16 protein-coding genes are annotated in these 19157 nt (G+C 74.8%); 11 read left to right on the plus strand and 5 right to left on the minus strand.

Annotated elements, in window-relative coordinates; all coding sequences use genetic code 11:
• Positions 1-206 precede the first annotated feature (206 nt).
• From OHA34_RS05945 to OHA34_RS05965, 5 genes are read left to right on the plus strand one after another with little or no spacing between them, the layout of a single operon-like run.
• Positions 207-1532: an ATP-binding protein gene (locus tag OHA34_RS05945; protein ID WP_285944496.1), complete on the plus strand. Its 1326-nt coding sequence runs from the start codon at positions 207-209 to the stop codon at positions 1530-1532.
• The gene (locus OHA34_RS05950) at positions 1529-1963 is read left to right on the plus strand and encodes a roadblock/LC7 domain-containing protein (protein ID WP_285944498.1); all 435 of its coding nucleotides are present in this window, start codon (positions 1529-1531) and stop codon (positions 1961-1963) included. The genes OHA34_RS05945 and OHA34_RS05950 overlap by 4 nt, the downstream gene beginning before the upstream one ends.
• Positions 1960-2313 (plus strand): DUF742 domain-containing protein, encoded by a 354-nt coding sequence (locus OHA34_RS05955; protein ID WP_285944500.1) that lies wholly within the window; start codon positions 1960-1962, stop codon positions 2311-2313. Before OHA34_RS05950 ends, OHA34_RS05955 begins: the two co-directional genes overlap by 4 nt.
• Positions 2291-2896: a GTP-binding protein gene (locus tag OHA34_RS05960; RefSeq protein WP_285944501.1), complete on the plus strand. Its 606-nt coding sequence runs from the start codon at positions 2291-2293 to the stop codon at positions 2894-2896. Before OHA34_RS05955 ends, OHA34_RS05960 begins: the two co-directional genes overlap by 23 nt.
• A complete protein-coding gene (locus tag OHA34_RS05965; protein WP_329520929.1) occupies positions 2893-4242 on the plus strand; it encodes a cytochrome P450 in 1350 nt (449 codons plus the stop codon). The genes OHA34_RS05960 and OHA34_RS05965 overlap by 4 nt, the downstream gene beginning before the upstream one ends.
• A gap of 59 nt (positions 4243-4301) precedes the next feature.
• Here the strand turns inward: OHA34_RS05965 and OHA34_RS05970 are convergent, their stop codons facing one another.
• Positions 4302-5213, minus strand: a complete 912-nt coding sequence (locus tag OHA34_RS05970; RefSeq protein WP_285944506.1) for an Lrp/AsnC family transcriptional regulator — start codon at positions 5211-5213, stop codon at positions 4302-4304.
• An 833-nt stretch (positions 5214-6046) separates the two neighbouring features.
• On the opposite strand from OHA34_RS05970, the gene OHA34_RS05975 reads away from it, so the two are divergent.
• The 6 genes from OHA34_RS05975 to OHA34_RS06000 all read left to right on the plus strand — a co-directional run bounded on the left by OHA34_RS05975 (position 6047) and on the right by OHA34_RS06000 (position 13142).
• Positions 6047-7483 (plus strand): GuaB1 family IMP dehydrogenase-related protein, encoded by a 1437-nt coding sequence (locus OHA34_RS05975; protein WP_285944508.1) that lies wholly within the window; start codon positions 6047-6049, stop codon positions 7481-7483.
• A 152-nt stretch (positions 7484-7635) separates the two neighbouring features.
• Positions 7636-9129, plus strand: coding sequence for an LCP family protein (locus OHA34_RS05980; protein WP_285944509.1), 1494 nt, complete (start codon positions 7636-7638; stop codon positions 9127-9129).
• Positions 9130-9242: 113 nt separating this feature from the next.
• Positions 9243-10781 (plus strand): LCP family protein, encoded by a 1539-nt coding sequence (locus OHA34_RS05985; RefSeq protein ID WP_285944511.1) that lies wholly within the window; start codon positions 9243-9245, stop codon positions 10779-10781.
• 33 nt (positions 10782-10814) lie between these two features.
• Positions 10815-11255 (plus strand): hypothetical protein, encoded by a 441-nt coding sequence (locus OHA34_RS05990; protein ID WP_285944512.1) that lies wholly within the window; start codon positions 10815-10817, stop codon positions 11253-11255.
• Between the two features lie 140 nt (positions 11256-11395).
• Entirely contained in the window at positions 11396-12514 is a 1119-nt protein-coding gene (locus OHA34_RS05995) for an enolase C-terminal domain-like protein (RefSeq protein WP_329520930.1), read from the plus strand.
• A gap of 55 nt (positions 12515-12569) precedes the next feature.
• On the plus strand, positions 12570-13142 hold the full coding sequence (locus OHA34_RS06000; protein WP_329520931.1) for an AAA family ATPase: 573 nt from the start codon (positions 12570-12572) through the stop codon (positions 13140-13142).
• Positions 13143-13170: 28 nt separating this feature from the next.
• Here the strand turns inward: OHA34_RS06000 and OHA34_RS06005 are convergent, their stop codons facing one another.
• The 4 genes from OHA34_RS06005 to OHA34_RS06020 form a co-directional block, all read right to left on the minus strand.
• Positions 13171-14334 carry an RDD family protein gene (locus OHA34_RS06005; protein WP_285944516.1) on the minus strand — a complete coding sequence of 388 codons (1164 nt, stop codon included), beginning with the start codon at positions 14332-14334 and terminating at the stop codon, positions 13171-13173.
• Between the two features lie 88 nt (positions 14335-14422).
• Positions 14423-15577 (minus strand): acyl-CoA dehydrogenase family protein, encoded by a 1155-nt coding sequence (locus tag OHA34_RS06010; protein WP_285944518.1) that lies wholly within the window; start codon positions 15575-15577, stop codon positions 14423-14425.
• Positions 15574-17580: an acetyl/propionyl/methylcrotonyl-CoA carboxylase subunit alpha gene (locus tag OHA34_RS06015; RefSeq protein ID WP_329520932.1), complete on the minus strand. Its 2007-nt coding sequence runs from the start codon at positions 17578-17580 to the stop codon at positions 15574-15576. Before OHA34_RS06015 ends, OHA34_RS06010 begins: the two co-directional genes overlap by 4 nt.
• A gap of 11 nt (positions 17581-17591) precedes the next feature.
• Positions 17592-19124: an acyl-CoA carboxylase subunit beta gene (locus tag OHA34_RS06020; RefSeq protein WP_285944550.1), complete on the minus strand. Its 1533-nt coding sequence runs from the start codon at positions 19122-19124 to the stop codon at positions 17592-17594.
• Between the last annotated feature and the right edge of the window lie 33 nt (positions 19125-19157).

Here is a 19157-nt window from a genome sequence, read left to right on the forward strand (position 1 = left end):
CCGTGCAAGTGCGTCCCCGGCCGCCGCCCTATCGTCTCGGACGCCGTCCCCCGCGGCCCGCGACACGCTCCCACCGGTCGGGCGCGACCGTCGGGCGCCGGGGCGGGCGGCGGGGCGAGCGATCTCGGGACACGCTGACCACGGCGCGTCAGGTCGTGCCACCATGGCACGCCACCCCTCCAACCCCCGTAGCGCACGAGGATCAGATGGAGCAATTCCTCTTGGCCATGGCGACCTTCTGCTCGGTCGCCGGCATCGCCGCCACCGCGGTGCTCCTGACCCGGGAGCGGCGCGCCACCCTCCGCCTGCGCAGACAGAACACCGCCCTGCGCGCCGACCTGGACGCCCGCGACCAGGAGGTCCGGCACCTGGCCGGGACGCGCCTGCCCGAGCTGCTGGAGTCGCTGCACAACCCGGCGGTGACGGTGTCGGGCCCGCTGCACGACGCGCGCCGCCTCGGGCCGGTGTACGAGCAGGGCATCGACGCGGCCATGGAGCTGGTCGCCGGTTCGGTCGAGCGGGTCAGGGCCCGCGCCGACCAGTCGGCCAAGTCGGCGCTGCGCGGGGCGATGCGCTCGGTGCAGAGCCTGGCCGGCGAGCAGCAGCTCGTCCTGTCGAACATGCAGGACCGGCACGACGACCCCGACACGCTCTCGGACCTGCTCCGGCTGGACCACATGAACGCCCAGCTCGGCCGGCGCGCGCAGGCCACCGCGGTGCTGTGCGGCTCGTGGCCCGGCCAACAGCGCGCGGCGTCCACGCTCAGCGACGTGGTGCGCGGCGCGACCTCCCGGATCCGCGACTACCTGCGGGTGGAGGTGCACTCGCCGGTGAACGCGGCGGTCACCGCCCGCGCGGTGGAGCCGGTCGTGCTCACCGTCGCCGAGCTGCTGGACAACGCGGCGCGGCACTCGCAGCCCGACACCGCCGTCGAGGTCAACGTGCGGAACACGCACAACGGCATCGCGATCATGATCGACGACGCCGGGGTCGCGATGGACACCGAGGAGATCCAGCACGCGACCCGGCTGCTGTCGGGGGAGCGCGCGGCCGACGTGCACGGGCTCGGCGACCCGCCCCAGGTGGGGTTCGCGGTGGCGGGGGTGCTCGCCGCGCGGTACGGGTTCACCGTCTCGGTCGACACCCGGTCGCCGTACGGCGGCGTGCGCGCGGTCGTGTTCCTGCCCAGCGAGCTGCTGACGGACGTCCCCGAGGAGCCGCGCGCTCCGGAGGCCGCCGCGGTGGCCTCCGGAGCGGCGCAGGCCCGCCGGGCGCCGGCGGAGCCCCCGGACTTCGAGGCCCCTCTCGACCCGTCCGCGCCGACCACGGCCGGCGGCCTGCCCAAGAGGACGCGCGCGAGCGCCGCCGGGAAGGCCGCACCCGGACCGGGCGGGCCGCCCCCTGAGACCGGCGGCCCGCCCGTCCGCCCGGCCAGGGCGACCGCCGCGGGGCTCGGCGCCTGGCAGCGCGGCACCCGGTCCGGACGCGCCGCCCCACCGCCCGATAGCGAACGGAAGGACCCCCGGCCATGAACGAGACGATGGACCAGAGCGCCGGCGCCGGTCACAACAAGCTCGGCTGGATGCTCGACGACGCCCTGCGGATGCCCGGGACGCGGTACGCGATCCTGCTGTCGGCCGACGGGCTGCTGATGGCGCACTCCGAGCGGATCGGCCGCGACGAGGCCGAGCGGCAGGCCGCCGGGATGTCGGGGCTGCAGTCGCTGGCCCGCAGCACGGCCGAGTTCTGCGGCGCGGCCGACACGCCCTGGCGGCAGACGGTCAGCGAGTTCGACGACGGATACGTGTTCCTGGTCGCGGCGGGCCCGGGCGCCTACCTGGCGGTGTCGGCGTCCCCGCACGTCGACATGGAGGCGGTCTCGTTCCGGCTCCAGGAGCTCGTCCAGCGGCTCGGCAAGGAGCTGACCACGCCGCCGCGGCACGGGCCCGGCCGGACCGCATGAGGCCGCCCCGCGACGAGCGCGCCCTGGTCCGGCCGCATGTGGTCACCGGCGGGCGCGCGCATCCGAGCCGCAACGTGTTCGACCTGGTGACGCTGGTGATCGCGGTCAGCGACCGGACCACCGGGCTGAACCCCGAGCAGCGCCGCATCGTGACGCTGTGCCGCGGCGGGGCGCTGTCGGTCGCCGAGATCGCCGGGCACCTGCGGCTGCCCGTCGGGGTCGCCCGGGTGCTGCTGTCGGACCTGATGGACAGCGGCCACGTCACCACCCGCGCCCCCGCACCGTCCGCCCGGCCGCCCAGGCTCCAGCTCCTCCAGGAGGTGCTCGATGGACTCCGCGCCCGCCTCTGAGGCGGCCGAGCCGGTCTACCTGCCCGACACCGTGCGGACCGCGGTGAAGCTGCTCATCGTCGGCCACTTCGCGGTCGGCAAGACCACCTTCGTCGGCACGCTGTCGGAGATCCGCCCGCTGCGGACCGAGGAGCGCATGACCCAGGCCGGCGCGATCGTCGACGATCTGGCCGGCGTCCCGGACAAGACGACCACGACCGTCGCGATGGACTTCGGCCGGCTGACGCTCAGCGAGCAGCTCGTGCTGTACCTGTTCGGCACCCCCGGGCAGAGCCGGTTCGAGCGGCTGTGGCACGACCTGGCGCGCGGTGCGCTCGGCGCGCTGGTCCTGGTCGACACCTCCCGGCTCCGGCAGTCGTTCGAGGTGATGGACCTGCTGGAGCAGCACGGCCTGCCGTACGCGGTGGCGGTCAACCGGTTCGAGACCGCCCCGGCGTTCCCCGACGACGAGATCCGCGAGGCGCTCGACCTGCTGCCCGGCACCCCGCTGGTGAGCTGCGACGCCCGTGACCACGAGTCGTCCACCCGCGCGCTGATCACCCTCGTCGACCACCTCCTCACCCTCGACCAGGAGCCCGAGTGACGACCGACCCGGCCGCCGTCCCCCCATCCGCCCCCGCGACCGAACTCGAACCCGAACCCGGGCCCGGCCCGGACGCGGCTCCTGGCGCCAACCCCGCCGGCGGTTCGGGCCCGGGTTCCGGCGGGACCGGCCGTCCGCGGATGTACGGGCCCGCGTTCGACGCCGCGCCCGACAGGTTCTACGCCGAGCTGCGCGAGCGGGGCCCCGTCGCGCCGGTCGAGCTCGCGCCCGGGGTGCCCGCGACGCTCGTCATCGGCTACGACGCGGCGCTGGAGGTGCTCCGCGACCCCGGCACGTTCCCCAAGGACGCGCGCCGCTGGGAGCGGACGGTGGCGCCGGACTGCCCCGTCCTGCCGATGATGATGTACCGGCCGAACTGCCTGCTGACCGACGGCGGCGTCCACGCGCGGCTGCGCGCGGCGGTGACCGACAGCCTGGCCCGGCTCGACCCCTTCACGCTGCGCGAGCACGTGGAGCGCAACGGCGACGCCCTCATCGACGCGTTCGCCGCCGACGGCGCGGCGGACCTGGCCGCCCAGTACGCGCGGGTGCTGCCGCTGCTGATCTTCAACGAGATGTTCGGCTGCCCGGCCGAGATCGGCGACCGGCTGGTCTTCGGCATGAGCGGCATCTTCGACGGCGTCGAGGCCGAGAAGGCCAACGCCGTGCTCGGCGAGGCGGTGCTCGACCTGGTGGCGCTGAAGCGGCGGTCGCCCGGCGCCGACGTGGCCTCGTGGATGCTGGGCCATCCGGTGGGGCTGACCGACGAGGAGATGGCGCACCAGCTCATCCTGCTCCTCGGCGCCGGCACCGAGCCCGAGCAGAACCTCATCACCAACGGGATCAGGCTGCTGCTGTCGGACGACCGGTTCGCGGGCGACCTGTCCGGCGGGAGCCTGCCGGTCGAGGAGGCCCTCGACGAGATCCTGTGGACCGACCCGCCGATGGCCAACTACGCGGTCACCTACCCGGTGCGCGACCTCGACTTCGCCGGGGTGCGGCTGCCCGCGGACCAGCCGGTGGTGATCAGCTTCGCCGCCGCCAACACCGACCCGGCGCGGGCCGGCGGCGACCGGTCCGGCGCCTACCGCGCGGGCAACCGCGCCCACCTGGCCTGGAGCGCCGGCCCGCACACCTGCCCGGCCAAGAACCCGGCCCGGCTGATCGCCATCGTCGCGATCGAGCGGGTCCTGGACCGGCTGCCCGACCTGGAGCTCGCCGTGCCGGCCGGAGGGCTGGTCTGGCGGCCCGGCCCGTTCCACCGTGCCCTGGCCGAGCTACCGGTCCGGTTCCCGCCCGCGCCGCGGGCACCGGCGGGCCCCGCCGCGGCCCGTCCGCCCCGGTGAAGGAGCGGACGGCCCGGCGCGGGACACGGTGACGCGGCGGCCCGGCGCGGCGGCGGGGGTCAGGCGCCGTTGAGCGGCTTGTCGGGCAGCTCGACGGCGTAGGACTCCTTGAGCACGTCCAGGTGGTGCCAGGACTCCCGCACGCTGACGCCGGGGACCGCGCGGACGGCGTCCAGCACGGCCACCAGCTCCGCGCGCGACGACGCCTCGGCCTGGCCGACGATGTCGTAGCGGCCGAAGCCGGTCGCCAGGTAGCGGACGCCCTCCTGCTCGGCCACCGCCTCCGCGGCCCGCCGGAGCCCGCCGGTCACCGTCAGCCCGAAGCCGCCGAGCTCGGCGGCGCCGAGCGCGAGCGGATCGGCCAGCCCGGTCACCTGGATGACGCCCGAGCGCATCAGCCGCACCACCCGGGCCCGGGTGGCGGCCTGGGACAGCCCGATGATGTGCGCGAGCCGGGTGTAGGGGGCGCGACCGTCACGCTGGAGCTCCTGAAGCAGCCGCCAGTCGATGTCGTCGAGGGTGATCTCGCCGAGCTCGCGCACCACCGCGTGGGTGTCGCGCACGGTGGCGACCGAGCGGAACACCTCGGCCCACCGCACCCCGGGCACCGACCGGATCTGGTCGACCTCCGCGGCCAGCGCGGCGTCGTCCCGGGTGCGCACCTGGGCGACCAGGTCGTAGGGCCCAGCGGTCAGCGCGGTGAAGCTGACCGCCGGGTGCCCGGCGATCGCCGCGGCGACCTTGCGGGCCGAGCCGTCCACGGTGACCGACACGTGCCCGATCGCCTCGGCGCCGACGACCGCGGCGTGCACGATGCCAACGACCCGGACGACCTCGGTTTCGAGGAGGTTCTGCACGCGTGCCCGCACGGCCGTGCGGGAAAGCCCGACGCGATCGGCGAGCGCCTGGAACGTCGCCCTGCCATCCCGCTGGAGCTCGCGGACGAGCACGGCGTCGACCGCATCCAGCACGGCTGTCCTCCTCGATATGCAATGAAGCGTTCTGCCAGCAACTGCAAGATCATTCCATTTCGGGACGGTATGACGTCAAATATTGATCTTGCTCGTGTTCGGGGTGCCCGGTGACCGTCGAAGCGTCGGCGTACGGTCTCCGCGGCGACGATTGCCGCGCCGCGCCGACCGGTGCGTGAGCACAACGCCGATCGGGCCGCCCGGCACGACCGGCCCGGCGCGGCGGGGGGCGGGGGCGGTCGGGGTGGTGATGATCACTTCGGGGGCGGGACGGCGGGCGGCGGCGCGGGCCCGGCGGCCCGCGGCACGGGCGGGCACGACCGGCCGGGCCCAGGTGCGTGACTCGCATGTGCCTCTCCCGGTGTTCTGCTGTGACGCCTCCTACGGAGGGCCGGCCTTCCGAATGAGGCACATGTAAGAAAAGTGCATCGGGGGCGCAGTTACGTCAAGAGGTAACTTTACAGAGAGCTAAACCTCACGTTGCCCCCGATTCGACTGCGCCTGCTCCACCCCCTGCGTTAAGAGCAGAACCGCCGGTGAAAGCGGTGGCCGCCGCGGGGGTTCCGGGAGGGGATCTTTACGCCACTCTGGAGACACCGCGCCGTCACCCCGGGGTGCGGGCCTACGTAAGGCCCTCGCGACGCCGCTGCGCGCCCGTGGGGCGCTTCTGGACCGTCCTCAGGCGGTCGGGGGCGTCCCGGAAGGCCCTCCACCGGTCTTTCGCAGGCCCGATATAGGGCCTTGGTTCCGGCTTGGTCCGGGCATCTACGGGTATGACACAGAATGTTCGGTGGCCCAGCCACCCTGATCGACGATTGGTGTGTAGAGAAGCCGTGCGTCTGCTGAACGGTGAGCCCGTCACTCACGACCTCACCTACAACGATGTCTTCATGGTCCCCCGCCGCTCGGCGGTCGGGTCCAGGCTCGAGGTCGACCTGTCGACGTCGGACGGCAGCGGCACCACGGTCCCGCTTGTCGTGGCCAACATGACGGCGGTGTCGGGCCGGCGGATGGCCGAGACCATCGCCCGGCGCGGCGGCCTCGCGGTGATCCCGCAGGACATCCCGACCGAGGTGGTCGCCGACGTGATCGGCTGGGTCAAGCGGCGCGACCTGGTCGTGGACACCCCGATCCGGCTCGGCCCGACGAGCACCGCGGGCGAGGCGCTGGCCCTGCTGCCCAAGCGCGCGCACGGCGCGGTGATCGTGGTCGAGGACGACCGGCCCGTCGGCGTGGTGACCGAGGCCGACTGCCAGGGCGTCGACCGGTTCGCGCAGCTCCGCGACATCATGTCCAGCGACCTGGTCACGCTGCCCGGCGGCGTCGACCCCCGCGAGGCGTTCGACCGGCTGCACGAGCGCGGACACCGGCTCGCGCCCGTGGTCGACGGCGACGGCCGGCTCTCCGGCATCCTCACCAAGACCGCGGCGCTGCGCGCCACCCTCTACGACCCGGCGGTCGACGCGGGCGGCCGGCTGCGCGTCGCGGCGGCGGTCGGAGTGAACGGCGACGTGGCGGGCAAGGCCAAGGCGCTGCTGGAGGCCGGCGCCGATCTGCTCGTGGTCGACACCGCGCACGGCCACCAGGAGAAGATGATCAGCGCGCTGGCGGCGGTCCGCGGCCTCGACCCGGGCGTCCCGGTCGCGGCCGGCAACGTGGTGACCGCCGAGGGCGTCCGCGACCTGATCGAGGCGGGCGCCGACATCGTCAAGGTCGGCGTGGGGCCGGGCGCCATGTGCACCACGCGGATGATGACCGGCGTGGGCCGCCCGCAGTTCTCCGCCGTGCTGGAGTGCGCCGCCGAGGCCCGCCGGCACGGCAGACACGTGTGGGCCGACGGCGGGGTGCGGCACCCCCGCGACGTGGCGCTCGCCCTGGCCGCGGGCGCCGCCAACGTGATGGTCGGCTCCTGGTTCGCCGGCACCTACGAGTCGCCGGGCGACCTCCAGCGCGCCGCCGACGGGCGGCTCTACAAGGAGAGCTTCGGGATGGCGTCCGCGCGGGCCGTCCGGCTGCGCACCGCCGAGGACTCCCCCTTCGAGCGCTCCCGCAAGGCGCTGTTCGAGGAGGGCATCTCCACGTCCCGGATGTTCCTCGACCCGCGGCGGCCCGGGGTGGAGGACCTGGTCGACTCGATCGTGGCGGGGCTGCGCAGCTCGTGCACCTACGCGGGCGCGCGCACGCTGGAGGAGTTCCACGAGCGCGCGACGGTCGGGGTCCAGAGCTCGTCCGGGTACGCCGAGGGCATGCCGCTGTCGACGAGCTGGTGACCCGGGGCCGAACGGCCGCGCCCGCCTGGGGGCCGTCGCAGCGCCAATTCAGCGACACGCCGTGATCATCTTCGCACTTTAGGTGATCTGGCCTGCACTCTTTGCCTTCACGGACGGAGTCGCGGGGGCTCCGTCCCGATAGGGGGCGGATCATGGACGACGGGGGACCGGTCGGCACGCACGCCGAACGCTCGGACGGATCGGGCGGATCGGACGGATCCGCCGACGAGGATCGGGACGGCGCGGCCGGGGGCTCCCCCGCCCGGGACGCGCTCGGGGCCACCCCCGCGCTCTCCCGGCTGGCGGAGGCGCTACTGCTGGCCGCGCTGGCGCCGCTGTTGCCCGGGGTGGCCCATCTGCGGGCCGGGCGGATCCGGGCGGGCGCGCTGCTGCTCATCGTCCACGCGGTGCTGCTGGCCGTGGCCGCGGTGGTGGCCGGGAGCGCCCGTGCGAGCCTGCTGCAACTCACCGTCCGCCCAGGGTGGCTGCTGGCGCTCATCACCGCCTCGATCCTCCTGGCGGGGCTGTGGGCGGTGCTGGGCGCGCATTCCTACGCCGTGCTGCTGCCCGCCGGGCTGCCCCCGGCCTGGCGGCTGGCCGGGGGCTCGGCGGCGACGGTGCTGTGCCTGCTGATGACGGTGCCGCCGCTGACGCTGGCCCGGTACGCCTACCTCCAACGGGATCTGGTCGGCAGCGTGTTCGCGGGCGGCGCGTCCGCCGACCGGCCCGCTCCCGCCGGGCCTGCGGGCGGGGCGGGCGCGCCCGGTTCCAGCCCGGCCTCGCAGCGGGCTCCGGTCCCGCCCGGCCGCCTGGACCTGCTGCTCATCGGCGGCGACGCCGACGTGGGCCGTCCGGGGATACGGACCGACAGCATGACCCTGGCCAGCGTCGACACCAAGACCGGCGACACCGTCCTGCTGAGCCTGCCCCGCAACCTGCAACACGTGCCGGTCTGGTCGGGGCACGGCCCGGTGCCGTTTCCGGAGGAGGAGCTCCTCAACGCCGTCTACCAGCAGGGCACCCTTCATCCGTCCGTGCTGCGCGGCGGCCGGTACCGCGACCCCGGCGCCGAACTGCTCAAACGGACAATCGGCCACATTCTCGGCCGCCCGGTTCCCTATTACGCGATGGTCGATATGCGCAGCTTCCGGCAGATCGTCGACGCGATGGGAGGGGTGCGGGTCTGCGTCGGCGAGGCGGTCCCGGCGCCGCGCGAGCAGGTGCCCGCCGGAGTCCTGCGGCCGGGCTGCCGGCGGCTCGGCGGCCGGGAGGCGCTCTGGTACGGGCGGTCGCGCACCGGCAGCAGCGACTACAGCCGGATGGGCCGGCAGAAGTGCCTGATGTGGGCGATCGCCCGCCAGGCGAGCCCCCTGACGGTGCTGCGGAGCTTCCAGGACCTCTCTCAGACCTTCAAGTCCTCGGTGAGCACCGATCTGCCGCAGAGCCTCCTGCCGTCCCTGATCGAGCTCTCAGGGCGCGTCAAGGACGCCGAGGTGACCTCGGTGCAGTTCGTCCCGCCGCTGGTGCAGCCCGGGCGGCCCGACTACCCGCAGATCCGGCGGCTCGCGGATCGAGCCGTGCGGGAATCTGATCAAGGCCCCCGCGGCGCGGCCGGATTGCATAGTCTTGGCCGGAGCTGCACCTGAAGTTACTAATCAGCCCGCATTCGGTCGACTCGTACGCAACCCTTGCCCGGTTTTGCGCGTCCATAATGTAAGTCGGAGGCTGAATTCACCGTGGATGGGGGATCGGAGCGTACATGGCGAGGCGATCAGCGAGCCGGCGTGACCGGGAGGACGGCACGGAGCCGGAGTCGGAGTCGGACCGCGCCCAGGACGGACCGCGCGGCCTGGTCAGGGCGCTCGGCCTGACGGCCGCCTCGGCCCTGGTCTGGGGCGTCGCGCATCTGTCCACGGGCCGCCGCTGGATCGGCGCGCTGCTGCTCGCCCTGTTCACGGTGCTGGTCGCGGCGGGCGTCCTCGCCGGCACGTTCTACCGCTCCGATCTGGTGCACCTGGCCGTGCGCCCCGACTGGCTGCGGACCATCGCGGTCGGGCTGCTGGTGCTCGGGCTGTTCTGGATCACCGTGGTCATCCGCTCGTACCAGATCGTCCGCCCGGCGGGCCTGTCGGTGCCGGCGCACACGGCGGGCGCGGTGGCGGTGGCGGTGGTGTGCTTCGCGGTGGCGGTGCCGGTGTCGTGGGGCGCCTACAACACCTTCGTCTACCGGGACGCGCTGACGAGCATCTTCCGCACCGGCGGCTCCAACGGGCGCAAGGTCGACGCCAAGGACCCGTGGAACGGGCAGTCCAGGGTCAACGTGCTGCTGCTGGGCGGCGACGCCGCGTCCAACCGCGAGGGCGTCCGCACCGACAGCATGACCCTGGCCAGCGTCGACACCAAGACCGGCGACACCGTCCTGTTCAGCCTGCCGCGCAACCTGGAGCACTTCCAGCTGCCGGCGGGCCCGGCCCGAGACCGGTTCCCCTACGGCTTCACCGGCGACGGCCCGGGCACTCCCGGCCTGCTCAACGAGGTGTACCAGTACGCCGAGGAGCACCCCGACGTGGTGCCCGGCGCGCTGAAGAACCAGCGCGGCCCCGAGCTGCTGAAGTCGACCATCTCGGGCATCCTCGGCCAGCCGGTCGACTACTACATCCTGGTCGACATGTTCGGCTTCGCCGACATCATCGACGCGATGGGCGGCGTCAAGGTCAAGATCACCGAGCCGATCCCGTACGGGTTGCAGGGCGGCGTGCTCCAGCCCGGCGAGCGGACGCTGAAGGGCAAGGAGGCGCTCTGGTACGGACGGTCCCGCACCATGAGCGACGACTACGCCCGGATGGGCCGGCAGAAGTGCCTGATGCGCGCGATCGCGCAGCAGGCCAACCCGCAGACCGTGTTGACCAGCTTCGACAAGCTGGCCACCGCCGCCAAGCGGACGCTGGCCACCGACATCCCGCAGGAGCTGCTGCCCGCGCTGATGACGCTGTCGAACGAGGTCAAGGACGGCGCGCAGATCAACAGCCTCCAGTTCGTGCCGCCGCTGATCAGCACCGGCGCCCCCGACTTCGCGCTGATCCGCAAGCTGACGGCCAAGGCCGTCGCGCCCCCGCCCGCCTCGAGCCCCTCCCCCAGCGCGTCGTCGAGCGGCGCCGCGAACGCCTCCCCGTCCGCCGGCGCCCCGTCGCCCGGCACGCCGTCCGCCGGCGCTTCCACGGCCGCGCCGAGCGGCCAGGCGACGCACAAGCCCGGCGGCGAGAGCAAGCCGACGTCCCTCGACGCCACCTGCCCCTGACCTCCCCGCGCCGTCCCGGAGCACACTGGGGCCGTGAAACCGGCGCACCGGCTCCGCCAGATCGTCAACGCGGTCAACCTCTCCACGCCGCTCGGGCTGCTCCTCGCGGCAGCCGGGGCCCGCGGCCCGCGCCCGGCCGGCGCGCCGGCCGGGCTGCTGGTGGCCGGCGGGTACCGGTTGCCGCTCCCGGCCGCGCCCGCCTTCACCGTCGGCAACGTGATCCTGGTGCGCGGCGACGCGGCGGGCCTGCTCGACCGGCCCGCCCTGCTGCGCCATGAGGGACGGCACGCGACCCAGTACGCGTTCTGCCTGGGTCCCGTGATGATCCCGCTCTACCTCGCCGCCGCCGGGGCGTCGTTCGCGCTGTGCGGCGACTACTCGTCCTACAACCCGTTCGAGCGCCTGGCGGGCCTGGACGACGGCGGCTACGTCCGGCGCCCGCTCCGCCGTTTCCGCCGCTCCCCCACGTCCTGACAAGGCGGGCGGGCCGCTCTCCCCGCGGGGCCCGCGCCGCGGGGTCCCCGCCACGCGCTCCCACCTCGGCGCGGAGGTGTCCTCCCGGTCCCCGGAGGGGGGATCATGGGGAGGGAACACTTCCGATCACGAGGGGGCGGGTGCGGGTGCCCCAGATCCACGGCTGCGACGCCTTCCGGGTGGCGATGCCGCGCGGCCGGCGTCCGGAGAGCATCCTGATCCGGCTCGCCGGCGCCGACGGCGCGGTGGGCTGGGGCGAGGTCTCGGTGCCGGCGGCGCCGAACGGCCGGTCCGGCGGCGGGCGCGGCGGCGCGGGCGGCCGGGGCCCTGACGACGGCCCCGGACGCGCCTGGACCGACATCGAGGAGCGGATGGGCCCGGCCCTGATCGGGCTCCAGCTCGACCGGCCCGAGGACGCGTCGGCCGCCGTGGACCTCGGCTGCCGGGACGCCGCCGCCGCGATCGACACGGCCTGCTGGGACCTGTGGTGCCGGGGCCGGGGGATGCCGCTCGCGCACGCGCTCGGCGGCACCCGCACCTCGATCGTGACGGGCGCGCGGCTGTCGCCCGAGCCGCTGCTGGAGACGGTGGCGGGCCGGGTCAACCGGGCGGTCGGCGCCGGGCACACCCGGATCACGCTGGACGTGCGGCCGGGCTGGGACATCGAACCGGTGCGGGCGATCCGGCAGGCGTTCCCGGCACTGGCGATCGTCGCGGACGCTGGGCACGCCTACACCGAGTCGCCCGAGCACCTGGCGGCGCTGGAGGGGCTGGACGCCTACGGCCTGGTGGCGCTCGAACGCCCGTTCGCGGCGGCCGACCTGTCCGCCCATGCGCGGCTCCAGCGCCGGGTCGGCACCGCGATCGCGCCGGACGTCGGCGACCTCGACACCCTGGACGCCGCACTCGGCGAGGAGGCGGGCCGCGCCCTGCACCTGCGGCCCGAGCGGTTCGGCGGGCTGACCGCCGCCCGCGGCGCGCACGACCTCGCGTTCGCGGCCGGCTGGGCGGTGTGGTGCACCGGGACGGGCGCGTTCGGCATCGGGCAGGCCGCCGCCGTGGCGGTGGCGTCGCTGCCCGGCTGCACGCTGCCGAGCGACGTGTCCGACCCGGCGGGCGGGCCGGTGTTCGTGACGCCGCCCGTGCGGTCGACCGGCGGGGTCGTCGGGGTCCCGCTGACCCAGCCCGGCCTCGGCCACGAGGTCGACGAGGCGCGCATCGACCGGCTCGCGACCCGCCGCATGCGCCTGTCGGTGTGACGCGGGCGGCGCGCGGCCGGCGGGGCGGCGCGGGGCACCCGGCGAGGTGGAGGCGATGGGCGCGGTGAGGGCCGGGACGGTGTGGGTGGTGGCGGGCCCGCCGGGCTGCGGGAAGACCACCGTGTCGGGGCTGCTGCTGGCGGGGCTGCGCCCCGTGCCCGCGCTGCTCGACAAGGACACGCTGTACGGGCCGTTCGTCGCGGCCACCCTCGCGGCGCACGGGCGCGATCCCGGCGAGCGTGAGGGCCCGTGGTACGACGAGCACGTCAAGGCGCACGAGTACGAGGGGCTGACCTCGACCGCCCGTGAGGTCCGCGCGCACGGGTGCCCGGTGCTGCTGAGCGCGCCGTTCACCGGGCAGATCCGCTCACCCGTCCGCTGGGACGCGTGGGTGGCGGCGCTCGGCGGTCCCGAGGTGCGGCTGGTCTGGATCCGGACCGATCCGGCGACGCTGCGGCACCGGCTGACGGCACGCGGCCTGGACCGCGACGCCGGCAAGCTCGGCGCGTTCGGCGCGTTCGTCGACCGGATGCTCCCGGAGGAGCCGCCACCGGTCCCCCACGTGGCGATCGACAACCGCCTCGACGCGCCCGTACCGCTCGCCGAGCAGGTCGCGGCGCTGCTCTGACCCGCTCAGGCGGGCGCCGCCGCCCCGTTCAGGCCGGTCGCCCGCCGGACGGCTCGTCCGGGTTCCCGTACGGGTGCGGATACGGGGCCGGGTCAGGGACAGGCTCAACCGGGGCGGGCCGCCCCAGGACTGGCTCGCCCAGGCCGGGGTGAGCAGGGGCGGGCTGGACCGGGTTGGGCTGGGGCGGGGCGGCGAGTTGCGGGTAGGGGTCGTGCTGGAGTTCCCCTGGCTGGCCGGAGCTGCCGGGGAGGCGGTCGTCCCGGCGGTCACGGTAGGCGTTCCTGACGCGACCGCCCAGCCGCTTGCCCATGTCCTGGACCTGCCGGACGGGCGCGGACTCCAATGCCTGCTGCGCCCGTCCGCTCTGGGCCAGCCTGGCCGCGTTGTCGCGGGCCGCCTGCCCCGCGACCTGCCCGGCCACCTGGCCCGCCGCCTGTGCTCCGTCCCAGGCGGCCACGGCGCCGTACCGGGTCGCCTCCTTGACCCGCTGGTAGCTGCGGGCGCGCACCACGACGGTGCCGGCCGCGGCGTCGGCGAGGGAGCGCCGCCGCGCGCCGAAGAGGGTGGGCGCGCTGTTGGCCACGAACACCGCGACCGCGAGGAGCCACGCGACCAGCGCGAAGAAGAACATGCCTTCGAGGAGGAGGACCCAGGCCCCCGCGTACAGTCCCGTGCCGGCGGCGGTGCCGACCAGCGCGCGGCGGGCGGCGCGGCCCAGCCCGGGCCCGCGTCCGGCCGCCGTCGCGCGGGCGGCGCGGACGCGGATGTCCATGGCCGTCTTGCCGAGGGTCCGGCCCGTGCAGGCCGGCAGGACGAGGTGGTACAGCAGCTCGATCAGGACGAGCAGCGCGAGGGCCTGCTCGATGTCGCGGACGATCGTCCGCCAGAGCCCCATGCCGAAGGCCTCGGCGGCCTGTCCGGCGTCGCCGCCGGACAGCAGCAGGCCCCCGGCCGCGGACAGCACCTTGCCCGGCAGGCCGTCCACCAGCGAGCCGTGCAGCCGTCCCCACGTCATCACGGCGAGCAGTCCGGCGACGCCCGCGAGCAGGGCCGCGTCGAGCGACCAGGCCGCGAGCCGCCGGATCCGGGGCGCGGCGTCCGCCCGTCCCGGCGAGCCCGGCGGGGGCGGCGGGACGGGCTCGGGGGCCGGGGAGAAGGGCACGGGGAACGGGGGCGGAGGAGGGCCGTGCACGAGAGCCCCTTCGGGGTCGTCGACTCATGATCAGGACGGCGGACCGTCCAGAGTTTAGGGACGCCGCCCCGCCCCCGCCACCCGGCCGTCAGTAGGACTTGGGCAGGCCCAGGGAGTGCTGCGCGACGTAGTTGAGGATCATCTCGCGGCTGACCGGGGCGATGCGCATCAGCCGCACCACGCCCGCGAGCATCCCGACCCCGTACTCGGTGGTGAGGCCGTTGCCGCCGTGCGTCTGGATGGCCTGGTCGACGGCGTGGATCGCCGCCTCGGCAGTGGCGTACTTGGCCATGTTGGCGGCCTCGGCTGCGCCCGCGTCGTCGCCGGCGTCGTACAGCCAGGCGGCCTTCTGCCCCATCAGCCGGGCCAGCTCCAGCTCGATCTTGGCCTGGGCGAGGGGGTGCTGGACGCCCTGGTGCGCGCCGATCGGGGTCGTGAAGACCTGCCGGTCGCCGGCGTAGGCGACGGCCTTGCCGAGCGCGAGCCGGCCGATCCCGGCGCCCATCGCCGCGGCCATGATCCGCTCGGGGTTGAGCCCGGCGAAGAGCTGGAGCAGCCCGCCGTCCTCGTCGCCGACGAGCGCGTCGTAGGGCAGCCGGACGTCGTCGAGGTGGCAGACGAACTGCTTCTCCGGCGAGACGATCTCCATCTCGATCGGGGTGAAGGTGAAGCCGGGCGCGTCCGTCGGGACGATGAACAGCGAGGGCCGCAGGGTGCCCTGCTGGTCCTGGCTGCGGCCGACGAACAGCACCGCGTCCGCCTCGTCGACGCCGGAGATGAAGGTCTTCTGCCCGTTGAGCAGCCAGCCGTCGCCGTCGCGGCGCGCGGTGGTGGTGATCCGGTGCGCGTTGGACCCGGCGTCGGGCTCGGTGATCGCGAACGCCATCTTCACCGCCCCGTCGGCGAATCCGGGCAGCCAGCGCCGCTTCTGCTCCGCGGTGCCGGACCGGGCGATGATGGTGGCGCAGATCGCCGGGGAGACGACCATCAGCAGCAGCGGGCAGCCCGCGGCGGCCAGCTCCTCGCAGACCGCGGCGAGGTCGCCGATGCCGCCGCCCCCGCCGCCGAACTCCTCGGGCACGTTCACGCCGAGGTAGCCGAGCCGTCCGGCCTCGGCCCACAGCTCGCCCGTCTTCTCGCCCGCCCGGGCCCGGTCCACGTAGTAGGACGCACCGTACTTGGCGCCCAGTTCGGCGACGGCGGCGCGCAGGGCCCGCCGTTCCTCGGTCTCGACGAAGCTCATCGGGGGGTCCCTCCAGGGGTGGCGGTCTCTCCAGGGGCGGCGGTCTCGGGCGCGGCGATGACGGCGAGGACGGCACCGGCCTCGACCTGCTGCCCGGGGCCGACGTTCAGTTCGGTGACGGTCCCGCCGGCGGGCGCGGCGATGCGGTGCTCCATCTTCATCGCCTCCAGGACGACCAGGGTGCGGCCCTCGGCCACCGTGTCGCCGGCCGCGGCCTCGACCCGGACGACCGTGCCGGGCATCGGCGCGAGCAGCGAGCCGGGCGCGACCTGGTCGCTCGGGTCGGCGAACCTGGGCGGGACGCGCAGCGTCACCGGCCCGAGCCCGGAGTCGACGTGCACGCGGTCTCCGGCGGCGCGGACCTCGAAGGCGCGGCGGACGGTGCCGGTGTCGAGGACGACCCGTCCGGCGGTGGCGGCGGCGAGCGCGACGTCCGGGTGGCCCTCGGCGGCCAGGCCGTCGCGGGTGAGCCGGTAGGCCACCTCGATCCCGGTGCCGTCCGGCGCGGTGTAGGACTTGCGCTGCGGCTGCGAGGGGACGTTGCGCCAGCCGGACGGGAGCCCGCCCTGGACCCGCGCCGCCGAACGGTTGGCGGCGGCGCCCGCGAGCGCCGCCGCCAGCGCCGACAGCCGGACCGCGTCCGCGCCCGCGAGCGGGGCGGACAGGACGTCCAGCCCGATCTGGTCGAGGTAGCCGGTGTGGGTGTCCCCGGCGAGGAACACCGGGTCGGCGAGGATCCGGACGAGCAGGTCGCGGTTGGTGGTGACGCCGTGCACGCGGGCTCCGGCGAGCGCGGCCCGCAGCCGGCGCGCGGCGGCCGGGCGGGTGGGGCCCCACGCGATCAGCTTGGCGAGCATCGGGTCGTAGTGGATCCCCACCTCGTCGCCGCTCCGCACGCCGCTGTCGAGCCGCAGCCCGTACCCGTCCGGCACGGCGAACTCGGCGTCGGCGCCGGGGACCTCGAAGGTGTCCAGGACGCCGGTCTCGGGCCGCCATCCGGCGGCGGGGTCCTCGGCGTACAGCCGGACCTCGATGGCGTGGCCGCGCGGGGCGGGCGCCTCGTCCGGCAGCGGCAGTCCCTCGGCGACCTCGATCTGGAGCCGGACCAGGTCCAGGCCGTGGACGCACTCGGTGACCGGGTGCTCGACCTGGAGCCGGGTGTTGACCTCCAGGAAGAAGAAGCGCCCGTCGCCGGTGAGCATGAACTCGACCGTGCCGGCGCCGACGTACCCGATGGCCTTGGCCGCGTCCACCGCCGCCCGGCACAGCTCGGCGCGCAGCGGGGCGTCCACCGCGGGCGAGGGGGCCTCCTCGACGATCTTCTGGTGGCGGCGCTGGATCGAGCACTCCCGCTCCCCCAGCGCCCAGACGCGGCCGTGCCCGTCGGCGAGGATCTGCACCTCGATGTGCCGGGCGTCCTCCAGCAGCGGCTCGCAGAACACCGCGGGGTCGCCGAACGCCGACCGCGCCTCCCGCCGCGCCGCCTCCAGCGCCTCGGGCAGCTCCTCCAGGGTGCGGACGGCGCGCATGCCGCGCCCGCCGCCGCCGGCGGACGCCTTCACCAGGATCGGCAGGTCCGCGGCGGTGACGGCGGCCGGGTCGGGCTCGGGCAGCACCGGCACGCCGGCCGCCGCCATCAGCCGCTTGGCCTCGATCTTGGAGCCCATCGCGTCGACGGCGTCCGGCGGCGGGCCGATCCAGGTGAGCCCGGCGTCCAGGACGGCGCGCGCGAACGCGGCGTTCTCCGACAGGAACCCGTACCCGGGGTGGACGGCGTCGGCGCCCGCCGCCCGCGCCGCCTCGATGATCAGGTCGCCGCGCAGATAGGTGTCCGCGGGCGCGGCCCCCGGCAGCCGGACGGCGGTGTCGGCCTCGGCGGCGTGCGGGGCCGCCGCGTCGGCGTCGGAGAACACCGCGACGGTGCCGATCCCGAGGTCGCGGCAGGTGCGGAAGACGCGGCGGGCGATCTCGCCGCGGTTGGCGACCAGCACTTTGTAGATCATCAGCTCTTCGCTCACATCCGGAAGACGCCGAAGCCGTCGGCTCCGCGTACGGGCGCGTTGTGGACCACCGACAGGCACAGGCCGAGGACGGTGCGGGTGTCGCGGGGGTCGATGACCCCGTCGTCGTAGAGCCGCCCGGACAGGAAGAACGGCAGCGACTCGGACTCGATCTGCGCCTCGACCATCTCGCGCATCGCCGCGTCCTGCGCTTCGTCGTACACCTGCCCGCGCGCCTCGGTCGCCTGCCGCGCGACGATCGACAGCACCCCGGCGAGCTGCTGCGGCCCCATCACCGCCGACTTGGCGCTCGGCCAGGAGAACAGGAACCGCGGGTCGTAGGCGCGCCCGCACATGCCGTAGTTCCCGGCGCCGTAGGAGGCGCCCATGACGATCGTGATGTGCGGGACCCTGCTGTTGGCCACCGCGTTGATCATCAGGGCGCCGTGCTTGATGATGCCGGCCTGCTCGTACTCCTTGCCGACCATGTAGCCGGTGGTGTTGTGCAGGAACAGCAGCGGGACGTCGCCCTGGTTGGCGAGCTGGATGAACTGCGCGGCCTTCTGCGCCTCGGCGCCGAACAGCACGCCCTGCGCGTTGGCGAGGACCCCGATCGGGTAGCCGTGCACGCGGGTCCAGCCGGTGACCAGGCTCGTCCCGTACAGCGGTTTGAACTCGTCGAACCGCGACCCGTCGGCGATCCGCGCGATGACCTCGCGCGGGTCGAACGGGACCTTCAGGTCCTCGGGGACGATCCCGGCGAGCTCCTCGGCGTCGTGCAGCGGCTCGGCGGCCGGGCCGGGCGCGGGCCCGAGCCGGCGGTGGCCGAGGTTCTTGACGATCTGCCGGCCGAGGCGCAGCGCGTCGGCCTCGTCCACCGCCATGTAGTCGGCGAGGCCGGAGCCGCGGGCGTGCATCTCGGCGCCGCCGAGCTCCTCGTCGCCGGCCTCCTCGCCGGTCGCCATCTTCACCAGCGGCGGCCCGCCGAGGAACACCTTCGCGCGTTCCTTGACCATGACGACGTGGTCGCACATCCCCGGGATGTAGGCGCCGCCGGCGGTGGAGTTGCCGAAGACCAGCGCGATCGTCGGGATCCCGGCCGCCGACAGCCGGGTCAGGTCGCGGAACATCCGGCCGCCCGGGATGAAGATCTCCTTCTGGGTGGGCAGGTCGGCGCCGCCGGACTCGACCAGGTTGATCACCGGCAGCCGGTTCTCCAGCGCGATGTCGGACGCCCGGAAGCTCTTCTTGACCGTCCAGGGGTTGCTGGACCCGCCGCGCACCGTCGGGTCGTTCGCGACGATCATGCATTCGACGCCCTCGACGACGCCGATGCCGGTCACGACGCTCGCGCCCACCGGGAAGTCGCTGCCCCACGCGGCGAGCGGGCTCAGCTCCAGGAACGGCGAGTCGGGGTCGAGCAGCAGCTCGATCCGCTCACGGGCCAGCAGCTTGCCGCGCCCCCGGTGCCGGGTCACGTACTTCTCTCCGCCGCCCGCCAGGGCCTTGGCGTGCTCGGCGTCCAGCTCCGCGAGCTTGGCGAGCATGGCCGCGCGGCGGTCCCGGAACTCCGGGCTCCG

Source organism: Spirillospora sp. NBC_01491 (genome assembly GCF_036227065.1).
Lineage (GTDB): Bacteria > Actinomycetota > Actinomycetes > Streptosporangiales > Streptosporangiaceae > Spirillospora > Spirillospora xylanilytica.